Annotated in this window: 14 protein-coding genes and 1 pseudogene; 13 read left to right on the top strand and 2 right to left on the bottom strand. The window is 72.6% G+C overall.

What is annotated here, in order from left to right; genetic code table 11:
- Window positions 1–170: 170 nt before the first annotated feature.
- Window positions 171–1,544 (bottom strand): S1 family peptidase, encoded by a 1,374-nt coding sequence (locus CHR28_RS29615; protein ID WP_094056780.1) that lies wholly within the window; start codon window positions 1,542–1,544, stop codon window positions 171–173.
- 631 nt (window positions 1,545–2,175) lie between these two features.
- Here CHR28_RS29615 and CHR28_RS29610 point away from each other — a divergent pair.
- From CHR28_RS29610 to CHR28_RS29570, 9 genes are all read left to right on the top strand, one after another.
- Entirely contained in the window at window positions 2,176–2,391 is a 216-nt protein-coding gene (locus tag CHR28_RS29610; RefSeq protein ID WP_094056779.1) for a type A2 lantipeptide, read from the top strand.
- A gap of 140 nt (window positions 2,392–2,531) precedes the next feature.
- Window positions 2,532–3,338 (top strand): HlyD family efflux transporter periplasmic adaptor subunit, encoded by an 807-nt coding sequence (locus tag CHR28_RS29605; protein WP_094056778.1) that lies wholly within the window; start codon window positions 2,532–2,534, stop codon window positions 3,336–3,338.
- Window positions 3,335–5,560, top strand: a complete 2,226-nt coding sequence (locus CHR28_RS29600; protein ID WP_094056777.1) for an NHLP family bacteriocin export ABC transporter peptidase/permease/ATPase subunit — start codon at window positions 3,335–3,337, stop codon at window positions 5,558–5,560. The genes CHR28_RS29605 and CHR28_RS29600 overlap by 4 nt, the downstream gene beginning before the upstream one ends.
- A 1-nt stretch (window position 5,561) precedes the next feature.
- A complete protein-coding gene (locus CHR28_RS29595; protein ID WP_094056776.1) occupies window positions 5,562–8,387 on the top strand; it encodes an NHLP bacteriocin export ABC transporter permease/ATPase subunit in 2,826 nt (941 codons plus the stop codon).
- A 92-nt stretch (window positions 8,388–8,479) separates the two neighbouring features.
- Window positions 8,480–9,487 carry a Ppx/GppA phosphatase family protein gene (locus tag CHR28_RS29590; protein ID WP_094056775.1) on the top strand — a complete coding sequence of 336 codons (1,008 nt, stop codon included), beginning with the start codon at window positions 8,480–8,482 and terminating at the stop codon, window positions 9,485–9,487.
- A 113-nt stretch (window positions 9,488–9,600) separates the two neighbouring features.
- A complete protein-coding gene (locus CHR28_RS29585; RefSeq protein WP_094056774.1) occupies window positions 9,601–9,789 on the top strand; it encodes a hypothetical protein in 189 nt (62 codons plus the stop codon).
- An 89-nt stretch (window positions 9,790–9,878) separates the two neighbouring features.
- A complete protein-coding gene (locus tag CHR28_RS29580; protein WP_094056773.1) occupies window positions 9,879–10,886 on the top strand; it encodes an iron-containing redox enzyme family protein in 1,008 nt (335 codons plus the stop codon).
- A gap of 21 nt (window positions 10,887–10,907) precedes the next feature.
- A complete protein-coding gene (locus CHR28_RS29575; protein WP_094056772.1) occupies window positions 10,908–11,561 on the top strand; it encodes a HemK2/MTQ2 family protein methyltransferase in 654 nt (217 codons plus the stop codon).
- The gene (locus tag CHR28_RS29570) at window positions 11,542–11,748 is read left to right on the top strand and encodes a CDGSH iron-sulfur domain-containing protein (RefSeq protein ID WP_094056771.1); all 207 of its coding nucleotides are present in this window, start codon (window positions 11,542–11,544) and stop codon (window positions 11,746–11,748) included. Before CHR28_RS29575 ends, CHR28_RS29570 begins: the two co-directional genes overlap by 20 nt.
- Before the next feature lie 164 nt (window positions 11,749–11,912).
- Here the strand turns inward: CHR28_RS29570 and CHR28_RS29565 are convergent, their stop codons facing one another.
- The gene (locus tag CHR28_RS29565; RefSeq protein ID WP_094056770.1) at window positions 11,913–12,347 is read right to left on the bottom strand and encodes a protease inhibitor; all 435 of its coding nucleotides are present in this window, start codon (window positions 12,345–12,347) and stop codon (window positions 11,913–11,915) included.
- A 325-nt stretch (window positions 12,348–12,672) separates the two neighbouring features.
- On the opposite strand from CHR28_RS29565, the gene CHR28_RS29560 reads away from it, so the two are divergent.
- The 4 genes and pseudogenes from CHR28_RS29560 to CHR28_RS29545 all read left to right on the top strand — a co-directional run bounded on the left by CHR28_RS29560 (window position 12,673) and on the right by CHR28_RS29545 (window position 16,898).
- Window positions 12,673–13,227 carry a hypothetical protein gene (locus CHR28_RS29560; protein WP_094056769.1) on the top strand — a complete coding sequence of 185 codons (555 nt, stop codon included), beginning with the start codon at window positions 12,673–12,675 and terminating at the stop codon, window positions 13,225–13,227.
- Window positions 13,228–13,565: 338 nt separating this feature from the next.
- Window positions 13,566–15,110 carry a purine-cytosine permease family protein gene (locus tag CHR28_RS29555; protein ID WP_094056809.1) on the top strand — a complete coding sequence of 515 codons (1,545 nt, stop codon included), beginning with the start codon at window positions 13,566–13,568 and terminating at the stop codon, window positions 15,108–15,110.
- Window positions 15,035–15,647: pseudogene (locus tag CHR28_RS29550) on the top strand (alpha/beta fold hydrolase); the annotation flags it as partial. The gene CHR28_RS29555 and the pseudogene CHR28_RS29550, both read left to right, overlap by 76 nt.
- An 81-nt stretch (window positions 15,648–15,728) precedes the next feature.
- Window positions 15,729–16,898, top strand: a complete 1,170-nt coding sequence (locus tag CHR28_RS29545) for a lactate 2-monooxygenase (RefSeq protein ID WP_094056768.1) — start codon at window positions 15,729–15,731, stop codon at window positions 16,896–16,898.
- Window positions 16,899–16,905: the final 7 nt, after the last annotated feature.

Below are 16,905 nucleotides of genomic sequence, written 5' to 3'. Positions count from 1 at the left end.
CGCCGGGCAGCGCGACGGGCCGGTCCTCCCGCCGGAGGGCCGGCCCGGCTCACCAGCGGCCGGGGGCGTGGCCGAACGGTGGCGTGGGGTACCGGTGGCCGCTCCGGTCCCGCCAGGAAGGGGGGCGGGGCCGGAGCGGCGGCGTCGGACCGGCTGCCGACGTGGTGGGGTCAGCGCGACTCGGTCAGACCCGAGTCGCCCTCGACGCCCTGGCCGGTGTCCTGACCGTTCCCGGCACCGACGCCCTGACCGTTCCCGGCACCGGCGCCCTGACCGTTCCCCGCGCCGACGCCCTGGCCATTGCCGGCGCCCTGACCGTTGCCGGCGCCGACGCCCTGACCGTTCCCGGCACCGGCCTCTTCGCCCGCGCCCGCTTCCTGGCCGGCGCCGGCTTCCTCGCCCGCGCCCGCTCCACCGTCCGCCGCGCCGCCGCCGAGGGTCGCGCCGACCGCCTCCAGCGCGGTGGTGACCGGCTGGAAGAAGGTCTCGCCGCCGACGGTGCAGTCACCGCTGCCGCCGGAGGTGAGGCCGATCGCGAGACCGTCCTGGGTGAACAGCGAGCCGCCGCTGTCGCCGGGCTCGGCACAGACGTCGGTCTGGATGAGGCCGGTGACCGTGCCCTCCGGGTAGTTCACCGTGGCGTCGAGACCGAGGACCTGGCCGTCGGCGAGCCCGGTGGTGCTGCCCATCCGGAAGACCTGCTGGCCGACGGTCGCCTCCGCGGCCTCGGTGATCTGGACGGTCTGGTTGCCGAGGTTGACCTCGCTGGGCGCCTGGGTCGCCGGGTCGTCGTACTTCACGAGTGCGAAGTCACCGTTGCCGGGGAAGGTCGACTGGTCGACCGTGGCGATCGGCTGGCCGCCCTGCGTGTCGGACCACTCGTTGCCGCCGAGGGTGCAGTGACCGGCCGTCAGGAACGCCGGGGAGCCGTCGCCCGCGGTGACGTTGAAGCCGAGGGAGCAGCGCGAGCCGCCCGCGAAGATGGCGTCGCCCCCGGAGACGAACGGCTTGAAGGTGCCGGCCGACTTCTTGAGGGTCGCCATGCCGGAGCCGAGGCTCTGCACGGTGGACTCCAGCCGGTCCCACTTGGCACCGGTCACGGTGCTGTCGGCCGTCACCAGAAGCTTGTTGGTGCGCGGGTCGATCGACCAGGAGGTGCCCTCGATGGTCGCCTCGGACTTCAGCGTCGACGCCCCGTCCTGGAGCTCCGACCAGCTGTTGTCGACCTCGCGGACCTTCGCGCCGGCCGCCTTCGCCTGCACGATCACGTTGTTGTTGTCGCCCGGTACGACGTTGACGACGAGCTGCTGGTTGTCACCGTCGTAGTAGGAGCCGCCGAACGCGTCACCGAGGAGCCCGGCGAGCTGCGAGGCGAGATCCGAGGCGTCGCCGGCCTTCAGGGTCTTCGGCGCGGCCGCCGCGCCGTCGGACGAACCGTCCTGCGAGGCGTTGGCGTTGGGGAGCAGGATCGCGGCCGCGCCGAGCGCCACCACGCTGCCCGCCGCTATCGCGGCCTTGCGCTTCGGAATTCGCTTGTGACTCAAACTTCTCTCCTCCTGGGGGGACGGAGTGGGGGCCGCCGTCCGGCAGCTCGTTGGGGGGCGCCTGGATGGCTGTTGGTACGCACGGGCCGCGCCGGGCGTTCAATTCCTTTTGCAAGTGGCTCCCGCACCTGGTGACGGCCTGTCAGTCGCGCGTGCCCCGCCGAGCCACCGATCCCGACACACTCCGCATCCGGTCGGAAACGATCTGTTGTGATCGCCGAGTTGAATCCCACCTCCAGCGAATCTGCACATCGAATGCGCAACCCAGTCACCGAAAAGGGACTCGCCCCCCGGCCCTTCGCGTCGGTCACGCCATTACGACGGGAGTGCCGGATTCGCCGTCCGGCGATTCAAGAGGGGGAATGAGCCGATGCCGTGGCGCATGTGAAGAAGTCGCCACCGAGGCGTGCGCAAGCCTGCACGGATAGGTGCCACTGCGCCGCAAGTTCCCTGGTGAGAGGGGTGGTTGATTGGAAGCCCGCGCCTGCGGCGTGCTTTGATCCATCGCACCGCGGGAGCCGCGAAGGGCATTCGGAAACGGCTGCCCGGCGCTCGCGGTCGCGGCCGTCATCTGTCCCCAGAGGGGGCCGCTCCCCCCTTGTGAGATATCCATACGAAGGGAAGTTCCATCATGAACTCCACCCCCCAGGTCGAGACCGTCGAGATCGCCGACGCCGAGCTCGACGCCGTCTCCGGCGGCCTGTCCCTGAACGCCGTGAACACCGTCACCGACACGGTGGACAGCATCGCTCCGGTTTCCGGCCTGGTGAACACCGCCGTCGGCACCGTCGAGGGTGTCACCGGCCTGAACACGGCCCCGGTCACCAACCTGGTCGCCGGTCTCTGATCCGGCCTCACGCCGTCGACTCCCGGAGCCGCAGCCGGCGGTTCCGGGATCTTCGGGTGCCATGACGCGGTGCCCGGCCGGGCGCCCCGGCCGTCTCCGCCACGTCCGTAAGAACCTCTTCTCCGGGTGAGGGAAGTTCCTTGCAGTTCCGCCAACAGGCCCTCGCCAAGCTCCAGTCACCGGAGGAGCTCGACCTTCCGGTGCGTTTCGCCCGCCCGCAGGGGTGGCTCGTGCTCTCCGTGACGGTGGTCGCGATGGCGGCCGCCTCGGTGTGGGCGGTGACCGGTTCGGTGGCCTCCACCGTCAGCGCGCCCGCCATCCTCACGCACGGGCAGGGCAGTTACATCCTGCAGAGCCCCGTCTCGGGCCAGGTCACCGCCGTCCTCGCCGAGCAGGGCGAACGGCTCCCGGCGAACTCCCCCGTGCTCAAGGTCCGCACCCCCCAGGGCGAGAGCGTGGTGCGCACGCTGGACGCCGGCCGGGTCTCCGCGCTCGCCACGAGCGTCGGACAGATCATCAGGACCGGCGCGGACGTGGCCGCCGTCGAGAAGGTCGCCCGCGCCGGGGACCCCCTCTACGCCACGGTCTACGTGCCCGCCGAGAACGCCGCCTCGATCCCCGACGGCGCCGCCGTCGACCTGACCGTGCAGTCGGTGCCCACGCAGGAGTACGGCGTGCTGCGCGGCCATGTGAAGTCCGTCGACCGCTCCGCCCAGTCGCCGCAGCAGATCGCCGCGTTCCTCGGGGACAGCCAGCTGGGCGAGCAGTTCACGAAGAAGGGCAGGCCGGTGGCCGTGACGGTCCGATTGGACAAGTCCTCCGCCACGAAGAGCGGTTACGCGTGGTCCTCCGCCGAGGGACCGCCGTTCAGGCTGACGTCCATGACGGCGGCCTCCGGCTCCATCAAGATGGCCGACCAGCGTCCCGTCGACTGGCTGCTGCCATGAGCGCGCCCGTCCAGGAGAGCCGGGGCAGGCGCCGCGCCGCCCCGCCGAAACGCAAGGTGCCCAAGGCCGGGGCGAAGGCCGTCCGCACCCCCACCGTCCTGCAGATGGAGGCCGTCGAGTGCGGCGCCGCGTCCCTGGCGATGGTGCTCGGCCACTACGGCAAGCACGTCCCGCTGGAGGAGCTGCGCATCGCCTGCGGCGTCTCCCGCGACGGCTCGCGCGCCAGCAACCTGCTCAAGGCGGCCCGCAGTTACGGCCTCACCGCCAAGGGCATGCAGATGGACCTGGCCGCCCTCGCCGAGGTGAAGTCGCCGGCCGTCCTGTTCTGGGAGTTCAACCACTACGTCGTCTACGACGGCATGGGCCGCCGCTTCGGCCGCCGGGGCGTCTACATCAACGACCCCGGCAAGGGCCGCCGGTTCGTGCCCATGGAGGACTTCGACGGCAGCTTCACCGGCGTCGTGCTGGTCATGGAGCCCGGCGAGGACTTCGCCCGCGGCGGCCGCAAGCCGGGCGTCCTGGGCGCCATGCCCGCACGGCTGCGCGGCACCGCCGGCACCCTGCCCGCCGCCGTCCTGGCGAGCCTGCTGCTGGTCGGCGTCGGCGCTGCGGTGCCCGCGCTCAGCCGCACCTACATCGACGAGTTCCTGATCGGCGGCCAGACCTCGCTGCTGGGCGTGCTGTTCCCGTCGATGGCGGCGTGCGTGCTGCTCACGGTCGTGCTGACCTGGCTCCAGCAGGCCAATCTGCTGCACGGCCGGATCATCTCCTCGACCCTGTCCAGCGCCCGGTTCCTGCGCCACCTGCTGCGGCTGCCGGTGACGTTCTTCTCCCAGCGCAGCCCGGCCGACCTGGTGCAGCGCCTGCAGTCCAACGACGCGGTCGCCGAGACCCTCTCCCGCGACCTCGCGGCGGCGGGCGTGGACGCCGTCGTGGTCGTGCTGTACGCGGTGCTGCTGTACACCTACGACCCGCAGCTGACGTTCGTCGGCATCGGGGTCGCGCTGCTGAACATCGTGGCCATGCGGATCGTCGTACGGCTGCGCGCCACCCGTACGGCGAAACTGCGCGCCGACACGGCCCGGCTCACCAACACCGCCTACACCGGTCTGCAGCTCATCGAGACGATGAAGGCGACCGGCGGCGAGGACGGCTACTTCCGCAAGTGGGCCGGGCAGCACGCCACCACCCTGGAGGAGCAGCAGCGGCTCGGCGTGCCCAGCGCCTGGCTGGGCGTGGTCGCGCCGACGCTCGCCACGCTCAACAGCGCGCTGATCCTGTGGATCGGCGGCATGCGGGCGGTCGAGGGACACATCTCCGTCGGCCTGCTGGTCGCCTTCCAGGCCCTGGTCACCCGGTTCACCGCCCCGCTGACCCGGCTCAACGGCGTCGCGGGCCGCATCCAGGACTTCGCCGCCGACGTGGCCCGGCTGAAGGACGTGGAGAACTTCAAGGCCGACCCGCTCTACGGCCGCCCCGGTGCCGGTGAGTCGACGCGCCGGCTGCAGGGCCACGTCGAGCTGGAGAACATCACCTTCGGCTACAGCCCGCTCGACAAGCCGCTGCTGACCGGCTTCGACCTGACCGTCGGGCCCGGGCAGCAGGTGGCGCTGGTCGGCGGCTCGGGCTCCGGGAAGTCCACGGTGTCCCGGCTGATCTCCGGCCTGTACGCGCCGTGGGAGGGCGTGATCCGCATCGACGGGCAGCGCGTCGAGGACATCCCGCGCGGGGCCCTGGCCGCCTCCGTCTCCTTCGTCGACCAGGACGTGTTCCTCTTCGAGGGCACGGTCCGCGACAACGTGGCGCTGTGGGACCCGTCGATCCCGGACGACGCCGTGGAGGACGCGCTGCGCGACGCCGCCCTGTACGACGTGATCACGCGCCGGCCCGGCGGCATCCACAGCCGGGTCGAGCAGGACGGCCGCAACTTCTCCGGCGGTCAGCGCCAGCGCCTGGAGATCGCGCGGGCGCTGGTGCGCCGCCCCAGCATCCTGGTGCTCGACGAGGTGACCAGCGCGCTGGACGCGGAGACCGAACTGGTCGTGATGGACAACCTGCGCCGGCGCGGCTGCGCCTGCGTGGTGATCGCGCACCGGCTGAGCACCGTGCGCGACAGCGACGAGATCGTCGTCCTGCAGCACGGCACGGTCGTGGAGCGGGGACGGCACGAGGAACTGGTGGCGCTCGGCGGCGCCTACGCGGCACTGGTCAGGGAACGGTGAGATGACGACCGTCCACGAAGGACACGACGGGGACCTCGTCCTGGGCGCCTTCGGGCAGCTGGGCTCGCGCCTCGACTGCGCCGGCTTCAACCGCCTCGACCTGGAAGGCCCCCAGGTGCTGTGGCTGGTCGCCTCCGGCGCCGTCGACCTGTTCGCGGTCGACGCCGGCCGGCAGGGCCACTGGCACCACCTGGGCCGGCTGGAGGCGGGCTCGCTGGTGCTCGGCCCGGTGGCCGGGCCCCAGCACACCCTGGTCGCCCGCCCCTTGCGGGACTGCGTGGTGCACCGCATCGGCCTGCGCGAGCTGTACCAGCCCGCCCACACCGCGACCTGGTCGTACGACGAGTACGGCAACCCGCAGTACGTACCGCCGACGACGAGTCCCCTGGAGTACGCGCTCGCCCTCGGCGTGGGCCGCAGCCTGTCCATCCTGTTCCAGGCGCCGATGGCCACGGAACGGGCCGCGGCGCCCACGGACGACGACGTGTTCTGGATGCAGGTGCCGCCGGGCAGCGTGCAGTACGGCTCGCTCTACGGCGCCGAGGCGGCGGCCGACCTGCTGATGGACCCGGCGCTGTGGCAGTCCATGGTCGACCAGCAGTACCGGCTGCTGACCACCCTGGACCGCTGGATCGAGCAGCTGGAGCGCACCCACGAGGACCGCACGGCCGAGGGCATCAAGGCCGGTGAGGCGGTCCGCGCCCAGGCCGATCGGACGCTGCTCGCATCCATCGGCAAGCGGTCGTCGAAGCGGACCACCGCGGCCGACGCCGACGCGACCTACGCGGCGTGCAGGCTGGTCGGGCAGGCCGCCGGGATCAGCATCGCCGAGCCCACGCAGAAGGGCACCGGCGGCGACCGCCTCGACCCGGTCGAGCAGGTCGCCCTGGCCTCCCGGGTGCGGACCCGGGCCGTACGGCTGGACGGCCGCTGGTGGCGGGACGACGTCGGGCCGCTGGTGGGCCGGCGGGCCCTGTCGGGCGCTCCGGTGGCGCTTCTGTGGCGGCGCGGCGGGTACGTGGCGGTGCATCCCTCCACCGGACGCGAGACGCCCGTCGAGAAGGCGAACGCCGACGAGTTCGAACCGCGCGCGGTGATGTTCTACCGTCCGCTGCCCGAGCGCGGTCTCAGCCCGCTGCGGCTGCTGCGGTTCTGTATGCGGGGCATGCGCGGCGACCTGACGGCTCTGCTGCTCAGCGGTCTGGTCACGGTGGCGATCGGCGCGCTGGTGCCGATCGCGACGGGCAAGGTACTGGGCGAGTTCGTACCGAAGGCGCAGACGGACCTGATCGTGCAGGTGTGCCTGGCGGTGATGCTCAGCAGTGTGGTCGCCGCAACCTTCATGCTGCTGCAGAACCTGACCATCCTGCGGCTGGAGGGCCGTATCGAGGCCACGCTCCAGCCGGCCGTGTGGGACCGGCTGCTCAGGCTGCCGACGACGTTCTTCACCGAGCGCTCCACCGGCGAATTGGCCAGCGCGGCCATGGGGATCAGCTCCATCCGCCGGCTGCTCGCCGGGGTCGGGCCGACGGTCGCCCAGTCGGTGACGGTCGGCGCGATGAACCTCGGGCTGCTGCTCTGGTTCAGCGTGCCGATGGCCATGGCCGCGATCGGCATGCTCGTCGTCATCGCCGCGGTGTTCCTGGGGCTCGGTCTGTGGCAGGTGCGCTGGCAGCGGCGGCTGGTGGTGCTCTCCAACAAGCTCAACAACCAGGCCTTCCAGACCCTGCGCGGCCTGCCCAAGCTGCGGGTGGCCGCCGCCGAGAACTACGCCTACGCCGCCTGGGCGTCGGAGTTCGCGCGCAGCCGGGAACTGCAGCAGCGGGTCGGGCGCATCAAGAACGTCACCTCCGTGCTGGGCGCGGTGTACCTGCCGCTGTGCACCCTGCTGATGTTCATGCTGCTGGCCGGTCCGGCCCGGGGCTCGATGTCGGCGGCGGCGTTCCTGACGTTCAACACGTCGGTGACGATGCTGCTGACGTCCGTCACCCAGCTCACCGGCGCGTTCGTCTCGGCGGTGGCGGCGCTGCCGCTGTTCGAGGAGATCAAGCCGGTGCTGGACGCCACGCCCGAGGTGCGCGCGGCGAGCACCCGGCCGGGCCCGCTGACCGGGGCGATCGAGGCGCGGCGCGTGTCCTTCCGCTACACGGACGACGGGCCGCTGGTCCTGGACGACGTGTCCTTCGAGGTGCGGCCCGGCGAGTTCGTGGCGATCGTCGGCCCGAGCGGCTGCGGCAAGTCGACCCTGCTGCGCCTGCTGATCGGCTTCGACCGCCCCGTCTCGGGCAGCGTGCTCTACGACGGCCAGGACCTGGCGGCCCTCGACCAGTCGGCGGTGCGCCGCCAGTGCGGTGTGGTGCTGCAGCACGCGCAGCCGTTCACCGGCTCCATCCTGGACGTCATCTGCGGCACCGAGCCGTTCACGCCCGAGGAGGCGATGGCGGCCGCCGAGATGGCCGGGCTCGCCGAGGACATCAAGCGGATGCCGATGGGCCTGCACACCATCGTCTCGGGCAGCGGGGCCGTCTCCGGCGGGCAGCGCCAGCGGCTGATGATCGCCCAGGCGCTGATCCGCCGGCCGCGGATCCTCTTCTTCGACGAGGCGACCAGCGCCCTCGACAACGAGACGCAGCGCACGGTCATCGAGAGCACCAAGGCCCTCCAGGCCACCCGGATCGTCATCGCCCACCGCCTGTCGACCGTGATGGACGCCGACCGGGTCGTGGTGATGGAGGACGGCAAGGTCATCCAGCAGGGCCCGCCCGCCCAGCTGCTCGCCGACACGAACGGCCGGCTGCACGAGCTGGTGCGGCGGCAGATGGCGTGACACGGCGTGCCGACCGGGACTCCGATGGCGCATCCTCGGCCATCCCTCGGCCCGAGCCGTTGCTCCGGGCAGGAAATGGGTACCCACCGCGCATGCGAATCAGCGTGGTGGACGTGGGATCGAACACGGTCAGACTCGTGGTCGCGGACGCGGCGGACGGGGTCCCGCTGCCCGTGCACACCGCCAAGTGGCGGCTGAGGCTGTCCGAGCAGGTCACACCGGGGGGTCCCATCCCGGAGCCGGCCGTGGAGCAGCTGGTGCACGCGGTCGCGGAGGCGAGCAGGACGGCCACCCGCTGGGGCGCGGCCGGTCCGCTGGCCTTCGCGACCGCCGTCGTGCGCAACGCGCCGAACCGGCAGGAGGTGCTGCACACCGTCCGGACCCGCACGGGCGTGGACCTGTGCACGCTGCCCGGCGAGGTCGAGGCCGAGCTGACGTTCCTCGGGGCCCGCCGCTGGATGGGCTGGCGCTCTGGCCCGCTCGCGCTGCTCGACATCGGCGGCGGCACCCTGGAGGTCGCCTTCGGGCGCGGCCGTCTGCCGGACTTCGTGGCGTCGCTGCCGCTGGGGGCGCGCCGCCTCACCCACGAGTACTTCGAGGACGAGGACCCGCCCTCGCCGGAGCGGCTGCGCGCCCTGCGCCGCAAGGTCCGCCACCAGCTGCGTGACGTCGCGGCGCGGATCCGCTGGGAGGGTCCGCGCACCGCGGTCGCCACCTCGCGCACCTTCCAGCAGCTGGGCCGGCTGTGCGGCGCCGCACCCGGACGGCACGGCCCGTTCGTGGACCGTGAGATGCGCCGGGAGGACCTGCGCGAGGCGATCAAGCAGCTGGCCGCCCTGCCCGCGGCGGACCGTGCGCGCCTGCCCGGCATCTCGGCCCCGCGGGCGGGGCAGAGCCTGGCCGGGGCGGTCGTCGGGCACACGGCGATGAAACTGACCGGCCTGCGGTCCCTCACCGTCTGCCCCTGGGCGATCCGCGAGGGTGTGATGCTGCGGCACATCGAGGACGGCCCGTCCTGGTGGGCCGAGGTGTCCCGGCACAACGCGGAGTCGGCCCCGGCCGAGCCCGTACCGCTGCGCATCGCGACCTCCGCACACTGAGCGCCTCCCCGGACGACGCACCGACGCACCGACGCACCAGCGCGACACCCGGAGCACTGGCGACACCAGAAGTACCGGCGCCTCGCCCACCGCACCGAGGAAAGGAGACACCCGTGTCCCACGAGCACGACCGCGACCACTCCGGCAAGCAGCCCGAGACGGCCCTGGAGGAGGTGCTGCGCGAGATCGAGGACGCCGAGACGCGCACCGAGGACTCCGCCGCACAGCGGCGCCACCGGGGTGAGGCCGGCGACGCCACCTCCCCGAACACCGGCGCGCAGGACCAGGCCGAAGGGGACTGATACGGGCGCCCCGGGCGCGCGCCCGGGGCCATGACCAGGATCTCCCGCTCCGGCGGTGACCTTGGGCCCGCTGCGGGTACCCGGCGCGCATGGAGCACGAAGAACCAGGACTACCCACGCCGCGCGGCCCGCTGAGCAGGGGCGTCGCGGCGTATCTGCGGGGTGCGGGCCGACTGCCCCGCATGGAGGACGTCGCCCGGGCCGCGGTGTACGGCGAGGACCTCCAGCTCGCCCTCTACCTCTGCTACGAGCTGCACTACCGGGGCTTCGCCCAGGTGCCCCCGGAGCGCGAGTGGGATCCCGACCTGCTGCGGGTGCGCGCGGCCATGGAGCACCGCTTCCTGTCGGCCCTGCGCACCGACGCCCGCGTCCACGACAGTGTGGACGAGGCGCTGGCGGCCCTGCTGGTCGAGCCGGTGGAGGGTACGGGCGTCTCGTACTTCCTGCGCGACGAAGGCGAGCTGTGGCATCTGCGCGAGTACGCGGCGCAGCGCTCCCTGTACCACCTGAAGGAGGCGGACCCGCACGCCTGGGTGCTGCCGCGGCTGTGGGGCCGGGCGAAGGCCGGGATGGCGGCGGTCGAGTTCGACGAGTGGGGCGGGGGCCGCGCCGACCGCGTGCACGCCCGGCTGTTCGCCGACCTGATGACGGACCTGGGCCTGGACACCACGTACGGCCGCTATCTCGACGCGGCGTCCGCCGAGGCCCTGGTCACCGTGAACATGATGTCCCTGTTCGGTCTGCACCGGGCCCTCAGGGGCGCCCTGGTCGGCCATTTCGCGACCGTCGAGATCACCTCGTCACCGGGCTCGCGGCGGCTCGCCGAGGCGATGCGCAGAACCGGCGCCGGCCCCGCGGCCGAACACTTCTACGACGAGCACGTCGAGGCCGACGCGGTCCACGAGCAGGTCGTGCGCCATGAGGTCATCGGCGGTCTGCTGGAGCAGGAGCCGCATCTCGCCACGGACGTGGCCTTCGGCATCGACGCCACCGAATTCGTCGAGGAGCGCTTCGGTGCCAAGCTGCTCGCGGACTGGCGTGCGTCACGTTCGTCACTGCGTGAACCGCTTGCCCGCGAGGCAACCCATACCTCCTGAACAAGGGGGTACTCGGCGCCCGTGAATCCACTGGTACTCCCGGGCGTGTACGCCCCACAGGAAGACACCGAGCTGCTGGCCGGTGCCCTGTCCGACGAGCCGCTCCCGCCGGGCGCGGAGGTACTCGACGTGGGCACCGGATCCGGCGCCCTGGCCCTGGAGGCCGCCCGCCGCGGCCTGCGGGTCACCGCCGTCGACGTGTCCTGGGGCGCCGTGCTGGCCGCCCGGCTCAACGCCCGGCTCGCGGGACTGCGTGTCCGCATCCGGCACGGCAACCTCTTCGGCCCCGTGCGCGGAGAGACGTTCGACCTCATCCTGGCCAATCCGCCGTACGTGCCCGCTCCCCACGGCCACCGCGCGCCGCGCGGTGCGGCCCGGGCGTGGGACGCGGGCGGCGACGGACGGATGGTCGTCGACCGCATCTGCCGGGAGGCGCCCGCGCTGCTGCGCCCGGGCGGGGTGCTGCTGCTGGTGCAGTCGGCGCTCAGCGGCCCGGACCTGACGGTGGCGCAGCTGCGCGCCGCCGGTCTGAAGGCCGCGGTGACCCGGCGGCAGCGGATCGCGTTCGGTCCCGTGCTGCGCGGCCGGGAGAACTGGCTGCGGGAGCGCGGGCTGCTGTCCGCCGACGAGGACAAGGAAGAGCTGGTGGTGGTCCGTGCCGAACTCCCCGTCTGACCGGCCCGGCGCACCGCGCCGTGTCTCCGTGCAGCGCAAGGGCCCCCTGCTGATGGAGGGCCCGGTGGAGGTGGAGCTGGAGGACGGCTCCGTCGTCTCCTCGGACCGCTTCCGCGTGGCGCTGTGCACCTGCCGGCGCAGCCGCCGCTATCCGTGGTGCGACACGAGCCATCGCGACCGGGCCTGAGCCCGGGGACCTGAACGGCCCGGAGGCCGGCGGGCGGCCCCACTCCGCCCGCCGGCCTCCTTGTACGAGATCGCGGTTCCCCGTGACAGCGGCCCGGCTCCCCAGCCACGGTCCGCTGTGCCTCACGGGAACGGCGCGATCCCGGTCCATGGGAGTGCCCGCTCCTAGAAGGAGAAGACGCCCGTGCCGTAGGCGTTCTTCATGCAGTCGTTGGAGAAGGTGCGCTCGTAGGAGACGCGCTGGCCCTGCCAGACGCCGTCCACGGTGACGACCACCGGGTCGTACTGCTTGGTGCACATCACGCCCTCGGTGGCGGTCAGGGCGTCGAAGTCGCCGCTGACGCCGCGCAGCTCGGCGCAGGCCTCGGCGGCGGCCGGGTGGGTGCCCGCGGGCCGCGGGGCACAGGTCAGGGTGACCGCGCGTTCCGGAGTCGCGGAGATCGCGCTCTCGCCGTGGCCCACCGTGAGGACGAGGGCCGACGGGGCGTAGAGCGCGGCGGGGGCCTGACCCGGTTCGGCGAGCGCGGCCCCGGTGAGGGGTCCGCAGACGGCGGTGGCCGTCAGTCCGACAGTCGTGGCCCAGCGCGCGGTGGTCCGCATTGTGTGCATCCTTCCGCTCGAATGACAGGGTGTGCCGGCCCGTGCTCGGTCGGTGCCGGGTCGGCGAGCGCCACTCTGCCGAGTCCGCCGCGGAAACACACATCGACCCCACGGGTTTCAGTAACCTTGCGTGTTGAATCAGTGGCGTGAAGTTACGGAATCGGAGCGGGTGAAGCCCGTAACCGCACGGTCTCCGGCGTCAGGAAGCGGCCAGATGGCTGATTCCGGTGCGCTCGTTAATAGGCCTGAAACATTCCGATTCAGCTCTCGGGTGACCACTTTGCAACCGCTTGCGTTCATGCTCCCGCCGAGTAATCGTCATTACATGATTACGAACGAGCAGCGAGAGAAACTGCGCGGCTGGTTCGCCGGCCGCCTGCCCGACGACCTCTTCGAGGAACTGACCGAGGTCACGGTCGACCGTGAGGAGATCACCGTCATCGGCCGCATCCCCGCGCCCCGGCTCACCGAGGACGCCTCGGACGCCGAGCGCGAGGCGGCCCTGGAGAGCCGGATGCAGGAGTTCCGCGAGCGCACGCGCGAGGACCGGATGGCCGTGGCCCGGGAGGCCGAACACCGCTTCCGCAGAAAGGTGTCCTGGGGCGTGGAGTGCGACGGGCGGCGGGCCCTGTTCACCCATGTCGCCGCACCCGTCATGACACGGCTGCGCCAGCCGGAGCGGCAGGTCCTCGACACCCTGGTCGCCGGCGGCGTCGCCCGCAGCCGCAGTGACGCGCTGGCCTGGTGCGTACGTCTGGTCCAGCGCCACACGGACGACTGGCTGGCGGAGTTGCGCGACTCCCTCGAACACGTGCAGCGGGTGCGGGCCCAGGGGCCGGACGCCGCGCCGGAGGAGCGGCACCCGGACGACGATCGGTGATCACGCAGTGGAGGAAACGTCCACCGGTGGGCCCGGGAAGGGACGAACCGTCCTCTGGTGCCGCCCGACCGTGATCACCTACGGTCGGCAGATCCCCCGAGGACGGCCTCCGCGCGCCGCCGCACACCCCTGCGCCGGCGAGCGGCCGTCCGCCCCCGCCGCCGCGCCACCCCGCGCTCCACCGCCCCGCCCCCGCTGGAGCCCTCTTGCCCTCGCCCGCCGACCGTCCTGCCCCCGACGACCGTCCCGCTTCCGCCGACCGTCCCGCTTCCACCGAACGCCCCGCCCACGACGGCGCCCTCTCCCCCGTCGCCGAAGGCGCCGCGTCGCCCCCGTCCGTGACGGAGGTCGAGGCCCACGGTGTCGACCGGATCCCCGACGCCGAGCGCACGGCGACCCCGCTGGATCTGTTCCGGCTCGCCTTCGGCGGCGCCAACACCTTCTCCACCTGCGTCCTCGGCGCCTTCCCCATCCTCTTCGGCCTCTCCTTCTGGCAGGGCCTCGCGGCCACCGTGCTGGGCGTCGTCGCCGGCGCGCTGATCCTGTGCCCGATGGCGGTGTTCGGGCCGCTCAACGGCACCAACAACGCGGTGTCGTCGTCCGCGCACCTCGGTGTGCACGGCCGGGTGGTCGGCTCGTTCCTCTCCCTGCTGACCGCCGTCGCGTTCTTCTCCCTGTCGGTGTGGAGCTCCGGTGACGCCCTGGTCGGCGGCGCCCACCGGCTGTTCGGCCTCGGCCGCGGCACCCTGTCCTACGCCGTCGCCTACGCGCTGTTCGCGGTGCTGGTCCTCGTGGTGTGCGTGTACGGCTTCCGGTTCATGCTGTTCGTCAACAAGATCGCGGTGACCTCGGCGAGCGTGCTGTTCCTGCTCGGCGCCGTGGCGTTCGCCGGCGACTTCGACCCGTCGTACGCGGGTGTCTTCACGGACGCGGCGGATCCCGGGACCTCGGCCCTGTTCTGGCCGTCGTTCATCGGGGCCACGCTGATCGTGCTGTCCAACCCGGTGTCGTTCGGGGCGTTCCTCGGCGACTGGTCGCGCTACATCCCGGCGAGCACCCCGCGGCGCAGGGTGGTCGGGGCCGCGTTCCTGTCGCAGCTCGCGACGCTGCTGCCGTTCCTGTTCGGCCTGACGACGGCGAGCGTCATCGCGCACAAGGCGCCCGAGTACGTCGATCCGGCGGCCCCCGACTTCGTGGGCGGACTGCTGGCCGTCTCTCCGGGCTGGTTCTTCCTGCCGGTGTGCCTGCTCGCGCTGATCGGCGGCATGGCGACCGGCACGACGGCGCTGTACGGGACCGGCCTCGACTTCTCGTCGGTGTTCCCGAGGCTGTCCCGGGTGCAGGCGACCGTGCTGATCGGCGCGTTGTCGATCGCGTTCATCTTCGCCGGCCGGTTCGGGCTCGACCTGGTGCGGTCCATCTCGGCCTTCGCCACGATGATCGTCACCTGCACCACGCCCTGGATGGTCGTCATGATGCTGGGCTACTGGACGCGCCGCGGCTGGTACGACCCGGAGGCGCTGCAGGTCTTCAACCGCCGTCAGCGCGGCGGCCGTTACTGGTTCGCGCACGGCTGGAACTGGCGCGGCATGACCGCCTGGTGGGTCTCGGCGCTGCTCGGGGTGCTCTTCACCAACATCCCCGGCCAGTTCGTCGGCCCGCTCGGCGACCTGGCGAACGGCGTCGACATCGGCCTGCCGGTGTCACTGGCCGCGGCCGCGGTGCTGTTCCTGACGCTGCTGCGGCTGTTCCCCGAGCCGCGGGCGGTGTACGGACCCGAGGGCGCCCGCCTGGCCCGGACCGCGGACGTGCCGGTGCCACCGATCACCGGCCCCGGCACCGAGGGGGCGGTGTCGGATCCTCCGGCTACGGTGCGGGCATGAGTGATGTGGTGCGGGACGTCGTCGACGAGGTGGGGCGCCTCGGCCTGCGCGATGTCGTCCTGGTGGGGCACAGCTACGCGGGCGTCCCCGTCGGGCAGGCCGCCGAGCGGATCGGCGAGCGGCTGCGGCGCGTGGTGTTCGTCGACGCGAACGTGCCGGTGCACGGCGAGTCGTTCCTGTCCGGCTGGCCCAGCGAGCAGGTGCGGCGGGCGCTCGACGACCACGGCGGTTCCTGGCCGCCGCCCGGCCCGCGGGACTGTGCCGGGCAGGGGCTGACGGACGAGCAGATCGCCCGGTTCCTCGGGGGCTCGACGCCGCACCCGGGGGTCACGCTCACGGAACCGGCCGTGCTCTCCGGCTCCCTCGGCGACCTATGTGAAGTGCCTGCTCGACGGGGAGGAGCCGATGCCGGCGGTGGCGGGCCTGCTCCGGAGCGAGCGCTGGGAACGGGTCGAGCTGGACACCGGTCACTGGCCGATGTTCTCGCAGCCGCGCGAACTGGCCCGCGTTCTGCGCGCGGCGGCCGAAGGCCCTTGATCGGAGGCCGGCCATACCGCTCGGTATCGTCGCCCGTACGGCACGGTCTCGACGAGGAGACGACGAGAGGCGGGTACGTCGGTGGGCAAGCACTGGGCGGACTTCCAGTACGAGATCTATCTGAACGGGATGACGGGTGCCGTACCGCGGCTGCCCACCGATCTGACCCGGCTGGAGGAGCTGACCGAGCAGCGGCTCGGGCCCGGGCCGGTCGGCTACGTGGCGGGCAGCGCGGGCGACGGCAGTACCGCCCGGGCCAACCGGGCCGCCCTGGAGCGGCGCCGGATCGTGCCGCGCATGCTGCGGGACGTGCACGAACGGGACCTGTCGGTCGAGGTGCTGGGCCGTGCCCTGCCGGCGCCGCTGGCGCTGGCCCCCGTGGGCGTGCTGTCGATCATGCACCCGGACGCCGAGCCGGCGGCGGCCCGGGCCGCCGCCGCGCAGGGCGTGCCGTACATCCTGTCCTCGGCGTCCAGTACCCCCATGGAGCAGGTCGCCGAGGCGATGGGCGACGCCGAGCGGTGGTTCCAGCTGTACTGGCCGAAGGACCCGGAGGTGGCGCGCAGCTTCCTGGACCGGGCGAAGGCGGCCGGGTTCGGCGTGCTCGTCGTCACCCTGGACACGCCGCTGCTGTCCTGGCGGCCCCGCGATCTGGACCAGGCCTACCTGCCGTTCCTGCGCGGCGTCGGCACGGCGAACTACTTCTCCGACCCGGCCTTCCAGGCAGGCCTGGCCAAGCCGGTGCACGAGGATCCCGACGCGGCCGTGATGCGTTTCGTCGGCCTGTTCTCCGACCCGGCCAAGACCTGGCCGGACCTGGCGTTCCTGCGGGAGAACTGGGACGGGCCGATCGTCCTCAAGGGCGTTTTGCATCCGGACGACGCCCGGCTCGCGGCGGACGCGGGCATGGACGGCGTGGTCGTCTCCAACCACGGCGGGCGGCAGGTGGCCGGATCCGTCGCGGCGGCGGACGCGCTGCCGCGCGTGGTGGAGGCCGTCGGCGACCGGCTCACCGTCCTCTTCGACAGCGGTGTGCGCACCGGCGACGACGTCTTCAAGGCTCTCGCGCTGGGCGCGCGCGCCGTCCTGCTGGGCCGCCCGTACGTCTACGGCCTCGGCCTCGACGGGCAGGCGGGCGTCGAGCACGTCATCCGCTGTCTGCTGGCCGAACTGGACCTGACCCTCGCCCTGTCGGGCCACGCCACGCCGGGCACGATCGGGCCGGGCGACCTCGTCGAGGCCCCGGCCTGACGGCGGA

It is taken from the genome of Streptomyces sp. XY006, from assembly GCF_002237655.1.
Taxonomy (GTDB): domain Bacteria; phylum Actinomycetota; class Actinomycetes; order Streptomycetales; family Streptomycetaceae; genus Streptomyces; species Streptomyces levis.
Note: the sequence above shows the minus strand (reverse complement) of the source record. Positions and strands in the feature narration are given on the sequence as shown.